19 protein-coding genes and 2 pseudogenes are annotated in these 20,747 nt (G+C 37.7%); 17 read left to right on the top strand and 4 right to left on the bottom strand.

From position 1 onward, the window contains the following. The first annotated feature begins 12 nt into the window (after positions 1 to 12). The 16 genes from BUB11_RS20220 (at position 13) to BUB11_RS20295 (ending at position 16,684) form a co-directional block, all read left to right on the top strand. Positions 13 to 672 carry a response regulator transcription factor gene (locus tag BUB11_RS20220; protein WP_073031734.1) on the top strand — a complete coding sequence of 220 codons (660 nt, stop codon included), beginning with the start codon at positions 13 to 15 and terminating at the stop codon, positions 670 to 672. A gap of 86 nt (positions 673 to 758) precedes the next feature. Then, positions 759 to 1,517, top strand: a complete 759-nt coding sequence (locus BUB11_RS20225; protein WP_073031736.1) for an ABC transporter ATP-binding protein — start codon at positions 759 to 761, stop codon at positions 1,515 to 1,517. A gap of 13 nt (positions 1,518 to 1,530) precedes the next feature. After that, positions 1,531 to 4,062: an ABC transporter permease gene (locus BUB11_RS20230; protein ID WP_073031737.1), complete on the top strand. Its 2,532-nt coding sequence runs from the start codon at positions 1,531 to 1,533 to the stop codon at positions 4,060 to 4,062. Positions 4,063 to 4,556: 494 nt separating this feature from the next. Beyond that, positions 4,557 to 4,682 (top strand): hypothetical protein, encoded by a 126-nt coding sequence (locus BUB11_RS28460; protein WP_242947621.1) that lies wholly within the window; start codon positions 4,557 to 4,559, stop codon positions 4,680 to 4,682. 175 nt (positions 4,683 to 4,857) lie between these two features. Further along, a complete protein-coding gene (locus BUB11_RS28465; protein WP_073031739.1) occupies positions 4,858 to 5,199 on the top strand; it encodes an ATP-binding cassette domain-containing protein in 342 nt (113 codons plus the stop codon). 397 nt (positions 5,200 to 5,596) lie between these two features. Beyond that, on the top strand, positions 5,597 to 6,196 hold the full coding sequence (locus BUB11_RS20245; protein ID WP_073031741.1) for an RNA polymerase sigma factor: 600 nt from the start codon (positions 5,597 to 5,599) through the stop codon (positions 6,194 to 6,196). Continuing rightward, on the top strand, positions 6,183 to 6,716 hold the full coding sequence (locus BUB11_RS20250; RefSeq protein WP_073031743.1) for a hypothetical protein: 534 nt from the start codon (positions 6,183 to 6,185) through the stop codon (positions 6,714 to 6,716). The genes BUB11_RS20245 and BUB11_RS20250 overlap by 14 nt, the downstream gene beginning before the upstream one ends. A gap of 15 nt (positions 6,717 to 6,731) precedes the next feature. Next, positions 6,732 to 7,970 (top strand): protein translocase subunit SecD, encoded by a 1,239-nt coding sequence (gene secD / locus BUB11_RS20255; protein WP_073031745.1) that lies wholly within the window; start codon positions 6,732 to 6,734, stop codon positions 7,968 to 7,970. Further along, positions 7,970 to 8,905 (top strand): protein translocase subunit SecF, encoded by a 936-nt coding sequence (secF, locus tag BUB11_RS20260; protein ID WP_073031747.1) that lies wholly within the window; start codon positions 7,970 to 7,972, stop codon positions 8,903 to 8,905. Before secD ends, secF begins: the two co-directional genes overlap by 1 nt. Before the next feature lie 759 nt (positions 8,906 to 9,664). Beyond that, positions 9,665 to 10,576: a decaprenyl-phosphate phosphoribosyltransferase gene (locus BUB11_RS20265; RefSeq protein ID WP_242947622.1), complete on the top strand. Its 912-nt coding sequence runs from the start codon at positions 9,665 to 9,667 to the stop codon at positions 10,574 to 10,576. A 157-nt stretch (positions 10,577 to 10,733) separates the two neighbouring features. Continuing rightward, the gene (locus BUB11_RS20270) at positions 10,734 to 11,429 is read left to right on the top strand and encodes a response regulator transcription factor (RefSeq protein WP_073031831.1); all 696 of its coding nucleotides are present in this window, start codon (positions 10,734 to 10,736) and stop codon (positions 11,427 to 11,429) included. Further along, positions 11,419 to 12,852, top strand: coding sequence for a sensor histidine kinase (locus BUB11_RS20275; RefSeq protein WP_073031749.1), 1,434 nt, complete (start codon positions 11,419 to 11,421; stop codon positions 12,850 to 12,852). The genes BUB11_RS20270 and BUB11_RS20275 overlap by 11 nt, the downstream gene beginning before the upstream one ends. A gap of 77 nt (positions 12,853 to 12,929) precedes the next feature. Then, positions 12,930 to 14,237, top strand: a complete 1,308-nt coding sequence (locus BUB11_RS20280; RefSeq protein WP_242947623.1) for a hypothetical protein — start codon at positions 12,930 to 12,932, stop codon at positions 14,235 to 14,237. Positions 14,238 to 14,240: 3 nt separating this feature from the next. Next, positions 14,241 to 14,594: an SMR family transporter gene (locus BUB11_RS20285; RefSeq protein ID WP_073031750.1), complete on the top strand. Its 354-nt coding sequence runs from the start codon at positions 14,241 to 14,243 to the stop codon at positions 14,592 to 14,594. Between the two features lie 435 nt (positions 14,595 to 15,029). Further along, positions 15,030 to 15,941, top strand: coding sequence for an ABC transporter ATP-binding protein (locus BUB11_RS20290; RefSeq protein ID WP_073031751.1), 912 nt, complete (start codon positions 15,030 to 15,032; stop codon positions 15,939 to 15,941). Continuing rightward, entirely contained in the window at positions 15,941 to 16,684 is a 744-nt protein-coding gene (locus tag BUB11_RS20295; protein WP_073031752.1) for an ABC transporter permease, read from the top strand. The genes BUB11_RS20290 and BUB11_RS20295 overlap by 1 nt, the downstream gene beginning before the upstream one ends. Positions 16,685 to 17,037: 353 nt before the next feature. On the opposite strand, the pseudogene BUB11_RS20300 reads toward BUB11_RS20295, so the two are convergent. Then, positions 17,038 to 17,353: pseudogene (locus BUB11_RS20300) on the bottom strand (DUF3102 domain-containing protein); the annotation flags it as partial. 227 nt (positions 17,354 to 17,580) lie between these two features. Between BUB11_RS20300 and BUB11_RS20305 the strand changes: the two are divergent. Continuing rightward, complete coding sequence (locus BUB11_RS20305) at positions 17,581 to 17,781, top strand: hypothetical protein (protein WP_073031753.1); 201 nt, start codon at positions 17,581 to 17,583, stop codon at positions 17,779 to 17,781. A 20-nt stretch (positions 17,782 to 17,801) separates the two neighbouring features. Here the strand turns inward: BUB11_RS20305 and BUB11_RS28470 are convergent. From BUB11_RS28470 to BUB11_RS20320, 3 genes and pseudogenes are all read right to left on the bottom strand, one after another. Further along, positions 17,802 to 18,278: pseudogene (locus BUB11_RS28470) on the bottom strand (flavodoxin domain-containing protein). A 332-nt stretch (positions 18,279 to 18,610) separates the two neighbouring features. Beyond that, positions 18,611 to 19,780, bottom strand: a complete 1,170-nt coding sequence (locus BUB11_RS20315) for an aminotransferase class I/II-fold pyridoxal phosphate-dependent enzyme (RefSeq protein ID WP_073031754.1) — start codon at positions 19,778 to 19,780, stop codon at positions 18,611 to 18,613. Continuing rightward, positions 19,777 to 20,274 (bottom strand): Lrp/AsnC family transcriptional regulator, encoded by a 498-nt coding sequence (locus BUB11_RS20320; RefSeq protein ID WP_073031755.1) that lies wholly within the window; start codon positions 20,272 to 20,274, stop codon positions 19,777 to 19,779. Before BUB11_RS20320 ends, BUB11_RS20315 begins: the two co-directional genes overlap by 4 nt. Positions 20,275 to 20,747: the final 473 nt, after the last annotated feature.

Here is a 20,747-nt window from a genome sequence, read left to right on the forward strand (position 1 = left end):
GAAGAGGACAACGTGATCCAAATATTATTAGTCGATGATCATCCTTCAGTTGGTGAAGGTACAAAAAGCATGATTGAGCAAGAAAATGATATGAAAGCTACTGTTGTAACTTCTAGTATGGAAGCCTTAGCGGTGTTGAAAAGCCAGAGTTTTGATGTGCTGATGTTTGACTTGAATATGCCGGTAATCAATGGATTGGAATTAACTCGGAGGGTAACCGCAATAAATCCGGACACGCCTATTTTGATTTATACAGGATACGATATTTCGTCTCATTTCAATATTCTGGTAGAAGCACGTGTCTCCGGGTTCATAAGTAAGACAGCATCCCGAGAGCAGCTTATTATCGCTATTCGCTGTGCATTACGAGGTGAGGCAGTTGTACCGATATCCCTTTTACATCAGCTAAGGCGTAATGATGCACGGATTGCTGCTTCGGGGGATGAAGAAAGCATAGAAGGTATTTCAATCGATGAAAGGGAGCAAGCGATTCTAAGAGAAGTCGCCAGAGGCAAGGGCAACAGGGAAATTGCAGATATTTTATTGATAAGTCAACGAACGGTTGAATACAATTTGACACGAATTTTCGGGAAATTAAACGTTCGCTCTAGAGCGGAGGCAATAGTTGAAGCCAAGCGACTTGGACTTATTCCTAATGAGAATTTTATATAGTTATTAGTTTTAGAAATGTGGGTTGAAATAATAATCTGAAAAATATTAAGGGGCCGTAAGGAATATATAAGCGAGAGGTGATTTAGATGACAGCAGTCTGTTCTGTGTTGCGGATTAAAGGTATCGAAAAAGTATATTCCATTGGGAATAATAAAGTATTTGCTTTAAGGAATGTTGATTTTGAGCTTAATAAGGGTGAAATTGTAGTTGTTATGGGGAGCAGCGGGTCTGGGAAAAGCACATTGTTAAATATCCTAGGAGGCCTGGATGCGCCAACAAAGGGGGAAATATTTATTGACGGATTAGAGGTGAAAGACTATTATAAAGAACCTTATGCAACCGAATATCGTAGGAATAATATCGGCTTTGTGTTCCAGTCTTATAACCTTCTCCATGCTTTAACGGTGGAAGAGAATGTTGCACTCCCTTTAATACTGAAACATGAAAGTGCGTCAGTTATTAAAGAAAATACACACAATATGCTTAAACTGGTCGGTTTGTATGAACGGCGCACTCACCGCTCCATCGAGTTATCGGGCGGACAGCAGCAAAGGGTGGCAGTGGCCAGGGCGTTGGTAACTTCCCCGTCAATCCTACTTGCCGATGAGCCAACGGGAAACTTAGATTCCCAAACCTCAATAGAAATACTTGAACTACTTGTAGAAATGAAACAAAAACTAAATCAATCTATTGTATTAGTAACTCATGATCCAAAAGTCGCTGCTTATGGAGATCGTGTATTCTTCTTCAAAGATGGCCGGATAGTAAATGAATACCAGGCGGAGGCCCATGTACCAAATATAGAGAGGACTTTAATGATTATGAATAACCTTCAGGGTAGTTAAAGGAGAATACTTGATGATTATAAGTTTTTCGGGCTTATCAAGAAAATTCATCATTGCGAATAAGATAAGAATCACACTTTCAGTTATTGCAGTCGCATTAGCAGTAGGGTTAATAGTAAGCATTTCTATGCTTTTCGATAATATGGAACAATCGTTCAAAAACGTCGTTAGAATTACTAACGGAGAAACGGATTTGATGGTTGGGTTCAATGTTGCTACACAGCGCTACCTGAACGATACTCAAATAAAAGAAATCCAAAAGGTTAATAATATTGAGAAAACGTCTATGCTACTAATTAATCCTCAAATTGGTATGGATCAAAGTACTAAAACATCTTCGCTTGCTAAATCGATATATACAATTGGTACGGATAACAGCATTCTTGCAAAAGATAGATATAAAATAGATAAAAGAATAGGACAAGATGAAGTTGTTATTTCCCATACTTTAGCAGAAAACCTTAATACAAAGGAATTTGAAGAAGTTAAAATTGATCTACCCGGTGTGAAACCCAGAGTATGGAAAGTAGTAGGGATTATTCCTAACCCGAAGGGAATGGTTCTACCTAATATGGCCATATTTAATCTTAATTCATTACAAAAATGGTTTGGTTTAGAAAACAAAATTAATCTAATGCTCATAAAGACGATGCCAAACGCTAACCAAAAAAATATGTCATTAAATTTAAAAACAATTGACAAGGATTTGCGGGTTGATATTTTGGAAGAAAGTGAGGAAGTACAAAAGAATATCCTGCAAATCGAGGTCATTGGTTATGGGTTAGGATTTCTGGCTGTGATAATCAGCGTATTATTTATAATTACTAATTTTCGTCTGTTTATTTACGAGTATCAGCGTGAACTGGCGATAATGCGCGCTATTGGCGGAACGGTATCCCAAAGTTTTAGGTTGATTCTAACGCAAAACATTTTTATTGTACTTTGTGGTACGATTTTAGGCTTATGTCTAGCATTTTCTTGTAGTATATTGTTATCAAATTTTCTTGCGGTTTTGTTTAAAATATCTAACATAGAAGTTCAGTTCAATTGGGGGAGAATATTGCTGATTTGCTGCATTGGTGCAGTCTCTATTTTACTGTTTCTGCATCTTCCGGCCCTCAAATCTGCAAAAATTCTTCCATTACAGGCGATTCGGGAAAATGAACAAATAGACTTTCAACCTAACAGTATGCATAAATGGGTTTCTGTAACTAGCGCAATAATTGGTATTATCTTGTTTCTTAGTGGCCGCTTTATCGGGGAGGCTGGTATTAGAGCCTTAACGGCGGTTTCAGGAGGTATTTTTTTTATCATAGGCATATTTTTTGGCTTTACTTACATTGTAAAACCTTTAATGATCTTCCTGCTACCTTTGTGGGAATTGATAGGCGGAAGAGTAGCATTTGTAGCAGTAAAGAACATAATTAACCAAACAAGGCAAAATACATTGGTAATATTATCATTAGCAGGGGCGGTTACTATCGCAGTTACCGGTTTAACTATTTTAGAAACAGTAAAAACTAGTTCGATCAATAATGTCTATAAGGAATATGTATCTGATATTATTTTAACAAGTAGTTATCATACTGCCTCTAACCTCAAATATGATTTTAAAAAAACAATTGATGAAATCGACGGAGTAAAAGAAGCTTTGCCCATGAGTTGGGGTGATACCGGAAAAATAACCTTTAGAAAAAACAGCAATAAAGCGGGGGTACCTGATAGAATTGGATATATTTTTGCGGATTTAAGTGCTTTATCCAGACTTGGCTTTTTACCGCCACTTGAAGGCGAAACACGTAACATGATCATACTAACTAAAGAATACGCAGAAACGTTAGATCTAAATGTTGGAGATGAAATTAAAGTAGTTAGGAATGAGTTTGGTTACAATGGTGAGGGGACAACCCTAAAAGTTGCCGCAATTGTCGATGCCCTACCTGCTACATTATCGTCCAAAATATGTCTGGTCGATTGGGATAACAAAGATTTACAAACAAAGTATACAGTTTTAGAAAAAGTTATAATTGAAATAGATAAGTCTAAAGAGGTTGAAGTAATAAAAGGATTGAATGAACTGAAAGCACAATATCCGGAAGTTCAATGGAAAGGCCTGAAAGAGGCGCTTGAGGAGTTAACCCAATTATTAAAACAGAGGTATACTTTACTGAGTATAGCAATCGCCATAATTGTTTTGATTAGTACTTTTGGGACCGTTACTACTTTAAACTCATATATCCAGGCCCACAGGAGAGAATATGCAATTTTAAGGGCGATTGGCGTTACACCTAGACAGTTATTTGTAGTTATTTTAACACAAAGTGCTTTATATAGTATCATCGGGGTATTTATTGGCATTATTGCTTCAGTAATTATATCTTATGCAATTGTTACCGGTCTGGAAGTAAAACCCGCTTTTAATTGGCTAATGATACTTTATATAGTCGCTGGAATAATAGGTTTGAGTCTAATGTTAGCGCTTCCATTGGCAAGACGTATCAGCAAGAAGTCAGTTACTGAAGAATTAATTTCTATTGCGAGGTAATAGACCCCCTGTTAAAGACAGACATTTATCAATTCTGAAAGATAACCTGTAGTATCTCGGAAAAGCCATAACTGACTCTGGTTATTATGGAAAGACCAGCCATTAATGTTCTTTGACAACTTCACATAGCGGCGGTTGTCAAGATAGTTGTCGCATTTGACCAAAATACTAAATGACTAAATGTATTAATTACGAGCTACTTGAATGTAACGAACGCTCGGCGCTTGCCAGAAGGAACTTTTGTGATCTGCGGATCAAAAAGTTCCTTCGTCTATTTACACCTCATCTTAGACTGGCGTTTGACGGTTAATTAATCTCTGCTCGGGTTGAATATTTCGTTTTGGTTGAGCAGGGATCACGGTGTAATTGTCAAAACCTAGGCGCTTTCTTAAATAAAAGGCCCAACCCTAAGGTTGGACTAGGAATCTCTATTGTTTAGTTTGTAGCAGTTTGCCGGGAGAATTGCAATAGTCGGTAATAGTGGTTCTGGAAAAATGACTATATTTAACCCATTACTCCGATTCTATGAGCCTTCCTCGGGAATTATTATGATTGATGGTATTAACATCAAAGAATTTGACGAAGAATCTTTGCGAACTCATATTTCTGTTGTAAGGTAGGAACCGCATTTATTTAACCTATCAATAAAGGAAAAATTTTTGTTAGTAAATCCTTCTGCTACTGCGGAGGAGATACGGGAAGCCTGTAAATCGGCATTTATACATACATGACTATATCGATAGTTTATCGGAGAAATAAGACTCTATTATTGGAGAAAATGCTACAAATCTTTCCGTGGGTCAAAAACAAAGGCTTACCATTGCAAGGGTACTTATAAAAAAATCTAAAATTATTTTGTTCGATGAAGCAATGTCATCTCTTGATAATGAATCACAAGACTATATTAAAAAATGTATTGAAGAAATCTCAAAAACCCACACAGTTATAACTATTGGGCATAGGTTATCCACTGTAATTAATGCAGATGAGATTATCGTTGTGAAGGATGGTAAAATATCTGGACGGGGTAGTCACAGTTCGTTGCTAGACAAAAATGTTATGTACCAGAGTTTATATGAAACTGAATTAGATGTAAAAGTGAGCGGAGCAAAAACACATTTACTATATAATAGGTGACACTGACTAATAACAACCAACTAAGGTTACCAGAGTCCTTAAATTCAGAGCTCCGGCTGTTATGGTAATTAAGCAGTGATTAAGGGTTCTTCTGCACTGAACTGCCTGATAGACTTCCTGAGGTAACCTTATATTCCTACTAATAATTCTAAAACACTAAGTAATGGTGTTGTCAGTAAAAATTTTCATAATAAAGTGAACCATTTACCATATTTAATACACTTTTATTATAGGAAGCAACATGTACTTAATCACGTTATGTACTTGGTAACCTAGTCAGGCTTCATATCTTTCTAAAAATCGCTGACAATGGGCAAAGTACTCCTGGTTCTGAAATTATCATCAGATAGCGTGTTTAATAACAGAACTACTTAAAGCGTAAGGAAGAAGGGAAGATGTGGGGAACACTGACCTAATAAAGCGATGTCAGATGGGTGATGTGAATAGCTTCAGCGAGCTTTATCAATTGCACAAAAAGAAGGCATTAGTAACTGCTTACCTTATATCCAACCAAAAAGGAATAGCGGAGGATATCGTACAGGAATCATTTATTGAATGTTTCCAAAAAATAAAAACCATTAGAAACCCAGAAGCTTTTGAGGCATGGTTTTACAAGATTCTGGTGAGAACAGGTTGGAGGATGGTGAAAAAATACAACTACCTTCTCCTCATGAGTGATCAAAACATGGAAGGATTAAGCACAACCGTGAATTTTAAATCAGAATTGGATACTAGCGAGACTAACATGATGGTACATGAAGCTTTAGCTCAATTAAGTCTACCATTGAAAACTGTCGTCATACTTTATTACTTTAATGATATGACCATTGAGAAAATTTCGAAGGTTTTGGGCTGTTTTCCGGGAACTGTAAAATCCAGACTTTATAATGCCAGAATACAGCTTCATGACGCATTTAAGGAAAAGGAACTTAATGCGTCTACGGTAAATATTTTTTTTAATAAGAGAAAGGAGTATGGGCTTGATGGAAATGCATGAACTCGATAACAAAATCAAAAGGGCGCTTTTGAGTAAAACAAATGAAATAGAACCGTCGGAAGAAGCCTTCGCACTGATTCTTGCCGGTCTTGAAAAGGAGCAAGCACGTAGAACTTTTAAAACAAGTTATAAACATTACATTATAGCCTTTATATGTGCACTTTCTGTGATATTTGGAACAACATTAATCCTATTAGTGGATGTAAAGTCTTCTACTATGGAATTAATAAACACCGTTAAAACAGTGATTATTATGGATGAAAGTAATAAAGTTCTTGAAAAGAATGCGGACGGAGTAATTAAGCATGCCGCCATTAGCGATAATACCCAGTTAGCTAATTCTGATACTTCAAAAACGGTAGGTGTAAGTGTCATGCTGTTACAAACCTTTGCAGGATGCTTTTTATTTAATCAAGTAAACCTAGAATTCTATCTTAGACTTCTGATCATTGAAAAAATGATACTTGCACAAACTAGGTACAATAATAAGTTTTGGCATAGGCAAGTACCCTTATATTAGAATGGAGGACATCGCATGAGACAGGGAAATATCGTCAAACTGGTTGCGCTTGTGTTACTAGTGGCTACAACTGTAGCACTATCAATTAAACCCCTGGTGGATCCCGTAAAGGGCATCCCGTTGGGACTTGACTTACGCGGTGGCGTGCACTTGGTGTTACAAGCCGAGCCTAATAAAAACGGCGTTCCAATTACTAATGCGGATATGGATAAAGCCAAAGCGATTATTGCTAAGCGGGTCAATGATCTGGGGGTATCCGAACCCATAGTTCAAGCAGACTATAACAATAAACGGATTATTGTTGACTTAGCAGGTGTTACTGACCCCGATAAGGCCGTAGATATCCTTAAAACAACAGCTAAGTTAACGTTTAGGGATACTCAAGGAAATGTTCTCTTGCAAGGGGATGAACTAACTGATGCCAAGGGAGGGCAGGACCCAACCAATGCGGGTGGCTTTGTCGTTAACTTAACATTCTCAACTGACGGGGCCAAAAAGTTTGCTGATTTAACTACCAAGTATCTAGGGCAACAAATTGGCATATATCTGGATGAGAAACTTTTAACGAATCCGAAAGTTGATACACCAGTTCTTAATGGTCAAGCGTATATCAACGGGTATGCAACCTTGGAGGCTGCAGCGAATCATGCCGTTCTCATGCGGTCAGGTTCGTTGCCAGTGAGCATGAGTATTGCAGAGAAACGTCAGGTGGGAGCATCTTTAGGAGTTGACTCCTTGAACAAAAGTATTCATGCTGGAATATACAGTCTAATTTTTATCTTCCTCTATATGCTTGTTTTCTATCGCTTGCCAGGGGTTGTGGCGGACTTCTCTTTAATAGTATATGCGCTCATTGTCCTTTGGGCTTTTTGGTCGTTCCGAGTGGTATTGACACTTCCCGGTATCGCTGGTTTCATTCTTTCTATTGGAATAGCCGTGGACTTTAATATTATTATCTATGAGAGGGTAAAAGAGGAAATTCGGGCTGGGAAATCGATTCGGGCTGGTGTTGAGTCCGGGTTTAGCCGAGCCTTTATTACAGTAATTGATGCCCATGTTACGACACTTATCGCCGCAATAACTCTTTACATCTTTGGAAGTGGTTCGGTCAAAGGCTTTGCCTTGACCCTAGGTATCGGGATTATTGTCAGTTTGTTTACTGCGATTACGTTTACCAGACAAGTTTTACGCTGGACAGTGGGAATCAACCCGAAAATGAAAACATTTTGGTTTGGCGTTAGGGGGGATGCATAATGACAAAAACTGGACATTCAGCGACCTACGAAGAGGTTCAGAAACTACATCCGCTTTATTTTAATATTGTCAGGAAACGGTATTGGTGGTTTGCCATTTCTCTTTTAATTATTATCCCGGGGATTATTTCCTTGTTCATGCAGGGGCTGAATTTGGGAATTGATTACAAAGGTGGAACAATGCTTGATGTGACCTTCAATAAGGCAGTGTCACAAAGCGCGATATCGGATACGATGAAATCGGTTGGGCTTGAAGGGCATGTTCAATTGTCTAACAGTGACACAACCGCCTTGATTCGAACAGAAGCCCTTGAAGAAGAAAAACGAAGCGAATTACTGACTGCCTTGGAAACCCAAGTTGGAGAGTATGACAAGGCGTCTCTTAAAGAGGATAAAGTAGGCCCTGCCATGGGACAAGAACTTACTAGAAACGCTATTTATGCATTGATCATTGCCATGGGCATGATGATCATTTATATTACGTTCAGGTTCCAGTTTGGTTTTGCTATCTCGGCAATTCTGGCGTTATTGCACGATGTCTTTGTGGTTGTTGGGATTTTTTCGCTGTTTCAATGGGAAATCGATGCAACCTTTGTAGCGGCCATCTTGACTATCGTTGGTTACTCTATTAATGACACCGTGATTATCTTTGATCGTATCCGTGAGAACGAACCTAAGATGAAGCGTGGAGATAGCTATCAGGATATGGTTGACAAATCGATTTGGCAAACCATGCGTCGTTCGATTAACACAGTTACAACAGTTTTAATCTCGCTGTTTGCCGTATTTATCCTAGGTGGGGAATCCACAAGAATGTTCTCTTTAGCTATGTTGATTGGGGTGTTTTGTGGAGCTTATTCCTCGATTTTTATTGCTAGCCAAATACTTCTTGAAATTAAGATACGCTTAAAGAAAATGCCACGTACAGGCAGTTGATATTGGAGATTTACGATACTATAGTTATATACTAGACTTATGACCGGAAGCATTTCAGGATTTTGGTTTTTCTCTTTCAACTAGAGTTTTCCAAGGGAGATATACTCATAGTTAATTGAGAAGTTATTGATATCAACAGAATTGTATAATTAACTTCACGCAAGGTGTAAAGCGGCTCTTAAGTTGCAGCAATAGTCCGAAAAATTTTCGGACTATTGCATAAAGTCATTATTAACAGCTTTTAGCTGTGTTTGACGCAAATGTGTTTGCACCGAAAATCATACTGCAAGGCACCACAATTATTTTGTGGTACCTTGCAGTATGATTTTCGGTGCAAAAGTATTTTATTAGGGTAAAGTAAGCTATGGGAAAGTGTTTAATTTACCAAAGGACGACAAATTAAATTTATTTCGAGTTTTCCAACTTTGTCTAATTACTTCCTTTAACACAATTACTTATGGCTGATAAAAATATCCCATTAGTAGAGGCACAACTTTGAAATTATTTCTCTAGCACAATTGGCCCATTGAGGGGAAAAACACAATCATTGTGATATCTAATGTTCACATTGAGACATCCCCGATGATATCCTGAATTATATATCTTAGTTAGGCGGCTCCGCGCCGCGGTTTAGTACAGTGCAGTATAGGACCCAAAGAATAAAACCTTCATAAATTCTTCAGAAACTTTCATAATATTTCTTCATAAACCTCATGTAAAATAAGACCTAGTAGTCTTTATGGTTAAGGAGAGGGAATCTTGAAAAGCATAGGATATAGTGAAAATTCTTTAGTCTCCAAAATAGGAAATCTACGAGCTCTATGGCAATTAATACGTCCTACACAGTGGAACAAAAACCTATTTATATTTATTGGTATTATCTTTTCAAATCAATGGAGCAATTCAGGACTAATTCTGCGAACTATTTTAGCGGTAACTGCATTCTCACTTGTGTCTAGCTCGGTTTACATCATGAATGATTTAATTGATTTAGAAAGAGATCGCTTACATCTAATTAAACGCAACAGGCCCCTTGCGGCAGGGTTAATCACTCCATATATTGCGAAATTACTCCTGTACGTATGCTTGACTTTCGGTTTGGTATTCGGTTCTATAGTATCCCCTATAACTTTAGCCTTTCTAGTCGCTTATTTCATTCAAAATATTGTTTACTCCAAAGTGCTGAAACACATAGTTATATTAGATGCTTTTTCAATTTCCTTTGGCTTTATGCTACGTATTTTCGTGGGAACATGGGGTTTAGGTATTGAGCCTTCACGCTGGTTATTACTCTCTGGTTTAATGGTTACTCTTTTTTTAGGGTTCGGAAAACGACTTGCAGAATTAAACGTGATGTCAGCACGATCAGTTGCCCAACGACCAGTTTTAGGAAATTACAATTTTGGGTTACTAACACAGTTGATCGATATCACTGCCGGTGGTGTTATTATTTCTTACAGTGTATATACTGTAGATCCTAGCACTGTTGCTCTTCATCAAACTACAGCCTTGATTTATACTGTACCTTTAGTTGTTTATGGTATTTTTCGTTATCTATTTCTGATTCACAAAGGTGAAAGCGGAGATCCTTCAGGGTTGGTTGTAAGGGATCCTCACATTATCATTACGGTCTGTTTATGGTTATTATGTGTTTTCTGGATTTTAAATTGAGCAGTGAGAATAGGTGTTGTTTTACGTTTCTTGTTTAGGAGGATATTTCGTTCTACCGGTGTAATTAATATTAATCTGCACGGAACGGGTGTGAATTTTCGACAATAAGCAGTTTATTCCATGCTTGCTTTTAAAGTTTTGAGAGGATGAATTTATGATGAACAATAACAGCGTACTCATTGTGGATGACGAAGAGGATATTCGAAACTTGTTGGAAATCTATTTGAAAAGTGAGGGAGTTCACGTACTAACAGCGTCTAACGGAGTAGAAGCTTTGGCGGTCTTAGAAAGGAACAAGATTGATCTAATCATTTTGGATATAATGATGCCACGAATGGATGGTATCCAAGCTTGTATGAAAATTAGACTAGAAAACAAAATGCCTATCGTCATGCTTTCAGCAAAAAACGAAGACACTGATAAGATCTTAGGTTTAAACGTTGGTGCAGATGATTATATCGCCAAGCCTTTTAATCCCCTTGAGGTTGTTGCACGAGTTAAGTCGCAACTTAGACGGTTTAAAGACTTAAATGATTTTCGACCTACATCAGAAAATGAAATAAAGATCAACGGGCTTACTATAAACACTACTACTCACGAAGTTATAGTCGATGGTATGGAAGTAAAACTTACCCCCTTGGAATTTTCAATACTTGAAATTCTCACAAGAAATAGAGGAATAGTATTAAGCTCAGAAAAAATTTACACACAGGTATGGCATGAACCCTTTCGCAATTCAGATAATACGGTAGCTGTTCACATTAGAAATATTAGAGAAAAAATTGAAGTAAATCCGAAAGAACCAAAGTATATAAAGGTTATTTGGGGAGTGGGCTATAAAGTTGATAAGTAGAATTCTGGAGTCAATATTTAAAAGAGCAAAGAGAATTTCATTAAAGTTCATTAAATGCATACAAAAAAGTTTAAATCGAGAAATTACTCTGGCAATAATTTTCTGTCTAATTGTCTCAGGAACTGTTTATTGGCAGGTACAAGAAGTAAGCTTTGATAACAGCGGTGGAGTTATGGGTGTTGTGAACAACTCAAATACTGCCTTTGTAGAAATTAACCAACTTTATGCTGGACGCGATGATAAAGAGACAGGAGCTGATTACCTAAGTAAACTGGCGAACTATTATCAATTAAAGATTGCAATCGTTGATGGGCAAGGAAATATCAGTCTCAAATCAGATAATATTGACGAAAACAAGTTAGACTTAGAACAAATAAAGAAAATACGACTGGGTAGTTACACTGGGAAGCCCATCGACTTTTATTGTATATACCCTATGAAATTCAATTCGATAGACTCTCAAGTTATCATAATAGGTATTCCCCAAATGAGAACAGTAGTGACTTACGGGAGAGAACCTTTGTTTGCAATAAGTGTGGGTATTACCGTATTTATTAGTTTATTGATACTTCTTCTAAGAAGAAAGGTTAAGTATATTGAGGAAATCGGCGATGGCATTCTAGAGATTTCTAAAGGTAATTTGGACTTCCAGATAAGCAAAAAGGGCCAAGATGAATTGGGCTTACTTGCGGAAAACATAAACCTTATGTCTGAGCAACTAAAAAATCAGATTGAAGAAGAAAGAAAAGCGGAAAGGCTAAAGAATGAATTAATAACGAATGTTTCACATGACCTAAAAACTCCATTGACCTCAATTATTGGCTACTTAAGGTTAGTAAAAGATAAGAAATATGAAACTTTCGACCAAATGAAAGAGTATCTAGATACTGCATATAAAAAATCTGAAAAGCTTAAATTGTTAATTCAAGACTTGTTTGAATACACCAAGCTTGCAAATGGTGATGTACAGTTAAATAAAAGTAAAATTAATCTGGTTGAACTTATTGAACAGGTTATTGGTGAATTATCCTTAATGGCTAAAGAAAATCATTCAACGTTTTCAAAAGTATATCCTAAGAACGAAGTTGTTGTGGAAGTTGATTCTGATAAAATAGTTAGGGCGATTGAGAATATCCTAGTCAATGCTATTAAATACAGTTATAGGCCTGGAGAAATAAAAATACAAATTACTCAAGGAGATTGGCTAACGGTAGTAATGGTTGAAAATTGTGGTGATACGATTCATAAAGAAGATCTGTCCCATCTATTTGACCGGTTCTTTAGGGTGGAAAAATCCAGAACGTCTGATATCGGGGGCTCAGGTCTAGGGCTGTCCATAGCCAAAAGTATTGTAAAACTTCATAATGGTGAAATATGGGCGGAATCAGAAAATAATAGGATAAGAATTTTCGTTGGATTGTAGCGCCCTTCTTCTAAGCTCAAATAGCTGCATCTATGCCGGATTTGTGGGAAATTAAAGAAAGTAAATGAGGTAGTGCTTTGTTTACAGGTGTCTATAAAGATAAGGAAACATCCATGGGCTTAGGACCAAAACGACGGGATTCCTTTTACTATTGGGTTTTGACCCTAGGATTGGCTGCAGGCTTACTTTGGATTCTTTTGGTACGAACAGAACCTATTTCCGATTTTGAGTATTATCACAGAATAGCAACTCAAATAGCCAATGGGGGACAATGGGGAGATACCTACACCACAGTTGGGTACCCTATTTTTTTAGCTCCTTTTTATTGGCTTTTGGGGTCTTCGATTTGGGTAGCGAAAGCACTTAATCTGGTTCTTAGTACAATAAACAATATGCTGGTTCTTCATATCCTCGAAAAATTAGGAATACGTAATACACTCCGCAAACGAATCTTTGTACTTTTTGTGCTTTTCCCAATGAACATCTATTATAATAGCATTCTCGCATCCGAGGTTCTGTTTACAACCCTCTTTTTGCTCGGCACTTATATTTATCTAGTCGATACAAACTATAAGTGCGTGTCCATGGGGGTTATAACGGGGTTAAATACCATGATAAAGCCCTACTTCCCACTATTTGCCATGGCTATTATCCTAACGGACTTCATGTGGCATAAAGAATTATGGAAAAGCTTAAAAAGCGGTGCGGTTGTTCTTCTCGTGACTGGGATTATCATAGCCCCCTGGCTTTTTCGTAACTACAAGCTCATTGGTGAGTTTACCTATGTCTCAAATAATGGCGGGATTGTCCTTTACATCAACAATAACACGCAAAACAAACTTAGCGGTTGGATGCCGGTGGAAGACGTCCAAAACTCCGTAGTTAATAGGTCAGATTATCGTACGGCAAACCCTACTCAAAAAAATAAAATGCTGAGTCGTGCCGCGAATGAATGGATTTTGAGTCACCCAATAGAATTTGTCAGCTTAGGTTTAAAGCGACTCTCTAAGACATTTATTCAACGAGGAGATATCGATTACACATTTTATGGAAGCGGATTGTCGTCGCTCCTAAAAATTTTTTTGTCTTTGTTTTCCGAACTTTTAAGAATGCCATTGTTTCTAGTTGGAATTGCTAGTATTGTTATGCATACCTTAATTTATCTTTATCTGGTTGTTGAGAATCGCCAGCCCAAAAGGAAATCTTGGTTTACTCTTTGCTCAAGTATGGATAAAGGAAGTCTTTTCCTAATTATAACCTTCTTTATGTTTGCCGGGGTTTATTTCATCACGGAGGGACAAAGCCGTTATGCCTTTCCAACTGTGTTGAGCTTGACTTTTTATGCGGTAATGGGTATCGAGAGAGTAAAAATAATGCGAGGGTAAAACATGTTATTAATAATAATATCCGTGCTTCTTGGAGCTACTGGCCAACTATTAGTTAAGATCGGGGCCAAGCATTTAGAATTAGATTTCTCAAGTGCTCATTTGCTCCAGAGTCTCTTAGCTATTTCTAAAAATGTATCAGTGATGTCCGGCGTGGTCTTGTACGGCCTGAGCTTTATTCTTTGGGTTAAGGTATTAAGCAAAGTTGAACTCAGCTACGCATATCCGTTTGTAGGTCTGGGGTATATCGTGATTCTATGCTTTTCTTATTTTGTCTTTAAAGAGGATATATCCTTGTTTCGAGCCATAGGGACGTTGCTCATTATGATTGGTGTAGTATTTGTGGCCCAATCTTAGGAAACATCCATGCAAATAAACGATAAGTGTTGAGTTATCGTAGAGAAGTAAGTCCGCAGGGTACTTTACATAAAAAGAATTAAAGATGGCCTGGCAGAAGCATGGTCCAATGAGTACGCACACCCTTCTGGCTTTATTAGGTCGCGAGGGTTGTCAACTATTATGTTAGCACTACTAACATATGCTCCGCGAGAGCCACAGGGCCTGAAACTGAGCCACCTTCACGCAAGGGGAACACCGTGTCAAACATCCTAAAGCGAGCAGAGGAACAGCGGACTTCGTGGGGGACTGCCGCAACCTAAAATTAGTGCTAAATATTGAAGAACAAATTGGAAGATTGGTACAGATAAAATATATAAAAAATTATTAGCACTGGTGTGCCGATTAGATTGAATATTTTAGCAGAAGAAATCACTGTTTGTACGGAGGTATTACATGGAATCTATTATGAAAATATCTAACTTAAGTAAAAAATACGGTGGAGAGTATGCTGTTCAAAATCTTAATATGCATATAACACAGGGTGATATTTATGGATTCTTGGGTCAGAATGGATCTGGTAAAACTACTACTATTAGAATGATATTAGGATTAATTAAGCCAACATCCGGTCATGTGGAACTATTTGGAGAACCACTGAAGAAAAGAAATTATCACGTGTTTAGACGAATTGGTTCGATGGTCGAGTATCCTGGCGCATATGAGAATCTGACTGCAGTGGAAAATCTCGAAATACACAGGAAGCTTATGGGCATAAAGAAAAGAGACTCTGTTGAAGAAGTTATTCATTTAGTTGGACTATCAGAAGCTCGAAATAAAAAGGTCGGAGAATTTTCATTAGGTATGAAGCAAAGGCTTGGAATAGGAAGAACATTATTACATAAGCCAGAGATTTTGGTATTGGATGAACCGACTAACGGTCTTGACCCGGTGGGTATAAAGGAAATTAGAGAACTAATAGTTACTCTTGCTAAAAGAGATAAAATTACTATTTTAGTATCAAGTCACCTTCTGAGTGAAATTGAACAAATGGCTACCAAAATTGGAATTATTAACAAAGGAGTTTTACTTGAAGAAATAACTCTAAATTCACTGATGAAAAAGAGTGAGCAATATATCCGGATCAAAGTCAGTGATTTAAAAGCTACTATTAAATGTTTAACGGAAAATTTAAACATTAAAGAATTTACTGTAGAAAATGGTGTAATAAAGATATATGAAAGACTCAAGGAAACCATAAATATTAACAGGGTTTTAGTAACTAATAATATTGATGTAGAGGAAATGTGTTTAATTGAAGAAAAGCTTGAAGATTACTTTATAAAACTCATCGGGGGATTGATATAATGCCAAAATTATTTGAGTTATATAATATTGTAAGTACAGAATTTCAAAAATTGAAAAACTGTAAAATTCTATGGGCTATTCCGACAATCTTTGTAATTCCTAATTTCTTGGTGTTTCTTATCTACGCTATCAATCCAAAATATCCAATTGTAGTGTGGAATGATTATCTACTAACCCCTGTAATGCTTATTAATTTACTTGTAGGAATCGGTTTTTTTGCTTTGTTAACAGGCTTCATCTTTTCTAGGGAATATCAAGAACATATGATAAATAATTTATTCACCTATCCTATTAGCAGGTCTAATTTTTTTGTTGGTAAATTGATAGTTATGTTTTTGATAATATCAGTAACACTTTCTTCTTCTTTTGTACTTTCATTATTATCTGGAGCTATTTTAAAGCATGAACCTTTAACTACTGTTGTTGTTATCAAATATTTGAAAGCATATATTTTAATGGTCATAATGCACTTTGCATTGGTGCCAATCGTAGCCCAGTTAAGTATTTCAAAACGCAATATAATTCCCCCGATTATCCTTGGAATCTGTGCGATGGTTTTAAACCTTATTATACTTAATACACCTTTTAATACGATTTTCCCTTGGACTATCCCAGTGATTTTCAGCCCTCACGAGGGGGGAAGATCATTCATTAATTACCCACTGGGAACTTTTACTTTATTGGTTACTTTTGTAATAGGTATTGCAATGAGCTTAAAATCATTGAAAAGGGATGTTCATTAAAAACAGAATCAGGAAAAAAGCTAAAAACGATTGTTTTAAATATCCTTTTATTGTCTATGACATTGCTATCTTAGTAGTTACATGTATTCCGGTTTTTGCAACTTACTATGTAACGGTAAACGACGTAAGGTATCGAGTCTGAATATTAGGTCCGGGGGTGGAATTAATTATCCGATAATCGGTCGAGAACCTTATGATGCAGATATATTGGATAATTGGAGCGATATTTATATGAGTGCTGATTGTTATAGATGGAATAGGGTTTACTATCCTGTTTCAAGCGACGGTCAATACAAGAGTTCCCGTGTCGGTTGGGCTGTGGCAACTATAGTTAGTACTGGCGAAAAATGGACTCGCAGGATAAATTTCTCCCGCTCATCTTCCAGAATCCCCAAAAGGAGAAGGGCCTGGTAGTGGGTCAAATTCGTCGGCGCTGGCGAATTTGAGCTGCCGTCGTCATCGTTGGTAGTAAACAGTTTATCTTCATATTGTTCAAAGAGCTGTTTCAGCCTGTTGGCTGTGCGCTGGGATAGCAGGGCCTTGGCCTCCTTCAGGCGCTTGCCGACCTTGATGGCATTGGTAAGCATAATTTTATAGGTCTGTTGTTTTGATCCTATTAATCTCAGCCGCGATGCCTTGCGGAGTACGTTCAGTGATGGATTCATTCATTTTAATTCCCGCCTTTTTAATAGCTTTAATTACAGCATACGTAGACGGGCTTCGGATGGTGAAGGCTTGGGTATAAAGCTATGTGTTATATTGAAAGGAGATAGGCTTGGGAAAATTAAATTAACAATTAGTCCGAAAAAGGGGATTAAAGGTTCCTAATATAGAGAGAAGAAACAAAATTATTAGCGGTGAAAAAACGTAAAATTAAAGTAAGGAGGCTCAAATTAATGTTAAAACTAATTTTAACTACAATGATATCATGTTATGTATTTATTTATTGGCTTGGTGGGCCACTCGCTGAAGTTATTTTTCCCGGCGGTGGTGTAGCAGAATCCTACTTAAAACCAATATATCTCGGGATAGTTGTCTTAAGCGGATTAATTGTTGGATGTACTTATTATATTGCTGAACTAATAAAAAAGGACTAAGTCAGATAAACGTGAGTCATTCACTCATTCAACTTTTTTGCAAATCGTTCTATTTCCTCAACATTGATTTTAGAAACATCGCTGGTAGCCCCAGCAACCTTTTTCACAATTTGACGCTCTATGAAGTTCATTTTGGATACCATAAATTCTCCGCCAAACAACCCGTTTGCCTTAGAATGTTCTCGCAATTCTTTAGGATAAGTTGTTTCAAATTGTTGCGCGGCCTTTTCTCCCTCAAACATGCAACAAAGAAAGAGCCCCAGACGTTTGGTCATTAAAGCTTTTTGATTCTGTTTAATAAATTATTTTACTTTTGATTTGACAGAACCGGCATAGATAGAACTTCCGAGTATTACAGAATCATAGTCGGAAAGAGGAGGGTTTGATAACTTCTTTAAGTTTATTAATTCGACCTCTCCGTTAAGTTGTTTCTTAAGTAATTGAGCTGCTTTTTCTGTTGTTCCATGAGAGGATGAAAAGATAATTAGTGTTCTCAAAGACTATCTCTCCTTTGTATATAAAGGCATATTATTTACCATTATATAACGATCTTAGATTCATTTGCTAGCGAGATTGAGTTCATCACTTCATCATGAGATTAAGGGAATGATTGAATTAGATATTGAAGAATAGGAACCAAATCAATAATGCTCTTTACTTGAAAAACTAGTTTATCCAGTGAAAATATAGAGAATACCCTCATATCATAATTATGACATGAGGGTATTCTTATTTAGACGTTTTAATATTGTCCTTGACATAGGACCCATTTTTGTTAAAGGACAGTATGCCTCAATTATATTCAGAATTATATTCAGATCCTCAAATCTTATAGATTGGTTAATCTACGCTCCACAAAATGGGAAATGCGTTTAAGGGCTTCCTGAAGTTGCTCCATGGAATATGCGTAAGAACAACGAATATGGCCTTCTCCGGAAGGGCCAAATGCAGTTCCCGGAACAACAGCTACTTGCTCTTCTATTAGAAGCTGTTCAGCAAATTCTTCTGAAGATAATTTTGTTTTGGAGATATCGGGGAAAACATAAAAGGCACCTAAGGGTTCGAAACAATCGAGGCCCATCTGTCGAAAGCCGTGAACCATTAGACGTCGTCGCCTGTCATAGGCTGTGACCATATCGTTTTTAGCTTCATTGGCAGACCGCAATGCTTCTATGGCGGCAAATTGCCCCATGATGGGAGCGCAAAGCATTGTGTATTGATGAATTTTAGTCATTCCTTGAATCAGATCAGCATGACCGGCGACGTATCCAATTCTCCAACCAGTCATGGCATATGATTTTGAGAATCCACTCACAAAGAGAGTGCGGTCCCGCATTCCAGGTAAGCTGGCAAAGGAGACATGTGTCTCGTCATAGGTGAGGTCGGAATAGATATCATCGGCAAGGACAAGAAGATCGTGCTCATTCACAAAATCGGCAATGGGAAGCAAATCCTCGCGATTCATAATTGCTCCGGTAGGGTTATTCGGATAGGAGAGAACTAAGAGCTTAGCTTTCGGAGTATAGGCTCTTGCTAAGTCTTCTACGCGCATGCGGAAATTTTCCCTGGCATAAGTTGGAACGTAGCTGACGCTTGCTCCTGCCAATATGGCACATGGAGCATAGGATACGTAGGACGGATCGGGAACTAAGACAACATCTCCTGGTCCCAGTACAGCTCGCATCACGAGGTCGACGGCTTCGCTCGCTCCGGAGGTGATGAGAATCTCATGATGAGGGTCGTAGGAAAGATTCAAGGTTTTATTCAGATGGTGGGACAGCTCATCACGCAACTCAAAAAGCCCTGCGTTACTGGTATACATGGTCTGTCCTTCTTCCAGAGAAAAGATGCCACTTTCTCTGACTGTCCAGGGAGTGACAAAGTCCGGTTCTCCAACCCCTAATGAAATGACATCTTTCATAGTCGCGACAAGGTCAAAGAACTTTCGGATTCCCGAGGGAGGAAGGGTTGCAACATGGGTGGCCAGATAATTATTCATGGTGACACCACCAGACGTTGGAGAGTCTCTTCTTCGCCCATAAGCTCTATTCCGTCTTGCTTATAGCGGCGAAGAACAAAGTGGGTCGCTGTACTCTGTACATGTTCAAGAGAGGCCAACTTTTCAGCCACAAAAAGGGCGACATCTTGCATGGTTTTACCTTCAATAAGCAGGGATAAGTCATATCCTCCGGACATCAAAAAAAGTGCTTTGATCTCAGGATATTTCTGTAAACGTTTGGCGATCTTATCAAAGCCATAGCCCCGTTGGGGCAAAACTTTCACTTCAATCAGAGCAGATACCTTTTCATCGCCGGTCCTGTCCCAGTTGATCATGGGTTGATAGCCGACGATTACTTTTTCATTTTCCCAATCACTAATACGTTTCGTGATGTATTCTGGCGACAATCCGGTTTGAACAGAAAGCTCTTCAGGCTTAAGTCTACAATCTTCGGAAATGAGTTTGAGCAGTCTGCGATCCTTTTCACTGAGCATTAAATTCACTCCTCTTATTATATAACACATCATAACACGCATTTTATTCTTATAAAAGATAAAAATTAGGAGGACGATTTCGTGCCATGGTAATCCTTTTTTAGTTTGGTATTAACTTTACCAAAAACGAGACGAAACATCTAGGCTTTTCCTCTATGTATACAAAATATCTTTCTTAATTATCTGTATTGTCTGTTACTAGTTTCCCGTCCTCGTATTTATACAATATGTTCTCATGCTGAAGCTGAGAGAGGTCCTGTAATTGAATCCGGGGCAAGATAATGAGTAGACTAAGCGGTGTGTGGCATGAAAGCAATCGGTGGGATAATTCTGATTTGCATAGGGACAGGATTCATAGGGTATACGGTTAAAGATATAAAAGGGTATGGGGTCAAAAAATCTAGGTTAATATCTTAATGTTTAGCATAGATGTTCTAGGAGAAGGGGGAACCGCTGTAGGATTGTTTATGCTT

This window comes from Desulfosporosinus lacus DSM 15449, assembly GCF_900129935.1.
GTDB lineage: Bacteria > Bacillota > Desulfitobacteriia > Desulfitobacteriales > Desulfitobacteriaceae > Desulfosporosinus > Desulfosporosinus lacus.

Excerpts from the sequence above, each read along its gene's own strand:
- BUB11_RS28460 (WP_242947621.1), top strand. The coding sequence starts at position 4,557 with ATGACTATATTTAACCCATTACTCCGATTCTATGAGCCTTCCTCGGGA.
- BUB11_RS20315 (WP_073031754.1), bottom strand. The coding sequence starts at position 19,780 with ATGAATAATTATCTGGCCACCCATGTTGCAACCCTTCCTCCCTCGGGA.
- BUB11_RS20295 (WP_073031752.1), top strand. The coding sequence starts at position 15,941 with ATGCCAAAATTATTTGAGTTATATAATATTGTAAGTACAGAATTTCAA.
- BUB11_RS20250 (WP_073031743.1), top strand. The coding sequence starts at position 6,183 with ATGGAAATGCATGAACTCGATAACAAAATCAAAAGGGCGCTTTTGAGT.
- BUB11_RS20230 (WP_073031737.1), top strand. The coding sequence starts at position 1,531 with ATGATTATAAGTTTTTCGGGCTTATCAAGAAAATTCATCATTGCGAAT.
- BUB11_RS20225 (WP_073031736.1), top strand. The coding sequence starts at position 759 with ATGACAGCAGTCTGTTCTGTGTTGCGGATTAAAGGTATCGAAAAAGTA.
- BUB11_RS20320 (WP_073031755.1), bottom strand. The coding sequence starts at position 20,274 with ATGCTCAGTGAAAAGGATCGCAGACTGCTCAAACTCATTTCCGAAGAT.
- secD (WP_073031745.1), top strand. The coding sequence starts at position 6,732 with ATGAGACAGGGAAATATCGTCAAACTGGTTGCGCTTGTGTTACTAGTG.
- BUB11_RS20270 (WP_073031831.1), top strand. The coding sequence starts at position 10,734 with ATGAACAATAACAGCGTACTCATTGTGGATGACGAAGAGGATATTCGA.
- BUB11_RS20285 (WP_073031750.1), top strand. The coding sequence starts at position 14,241 with ATGTTATTAATAATAATATCCGTGCTTCTTGGAGCTACTGGCCAACTA.
- secF (WP_073031747.1), top strand. The coding sequence starts at position 7,970 with ATGACAAAAACTGGACATTCAGCGACCTACGAAGAGGTTCAGAAACTA.
- BUB11_RS20290 (WP_073031751.1), top strand. The coding sequence starts at position 15,030 with ATGGAATCTATTATGAAAATATCTAACTTAAGTAAAAAATACGGTGGA.
- BUB11_RS20305 (WP_073031753.1), top strand. The coding sequence starts at position 17,581 with ATGTTAAAACTAATTTTAACTACAATGATATCATGTTATGTATTTATT.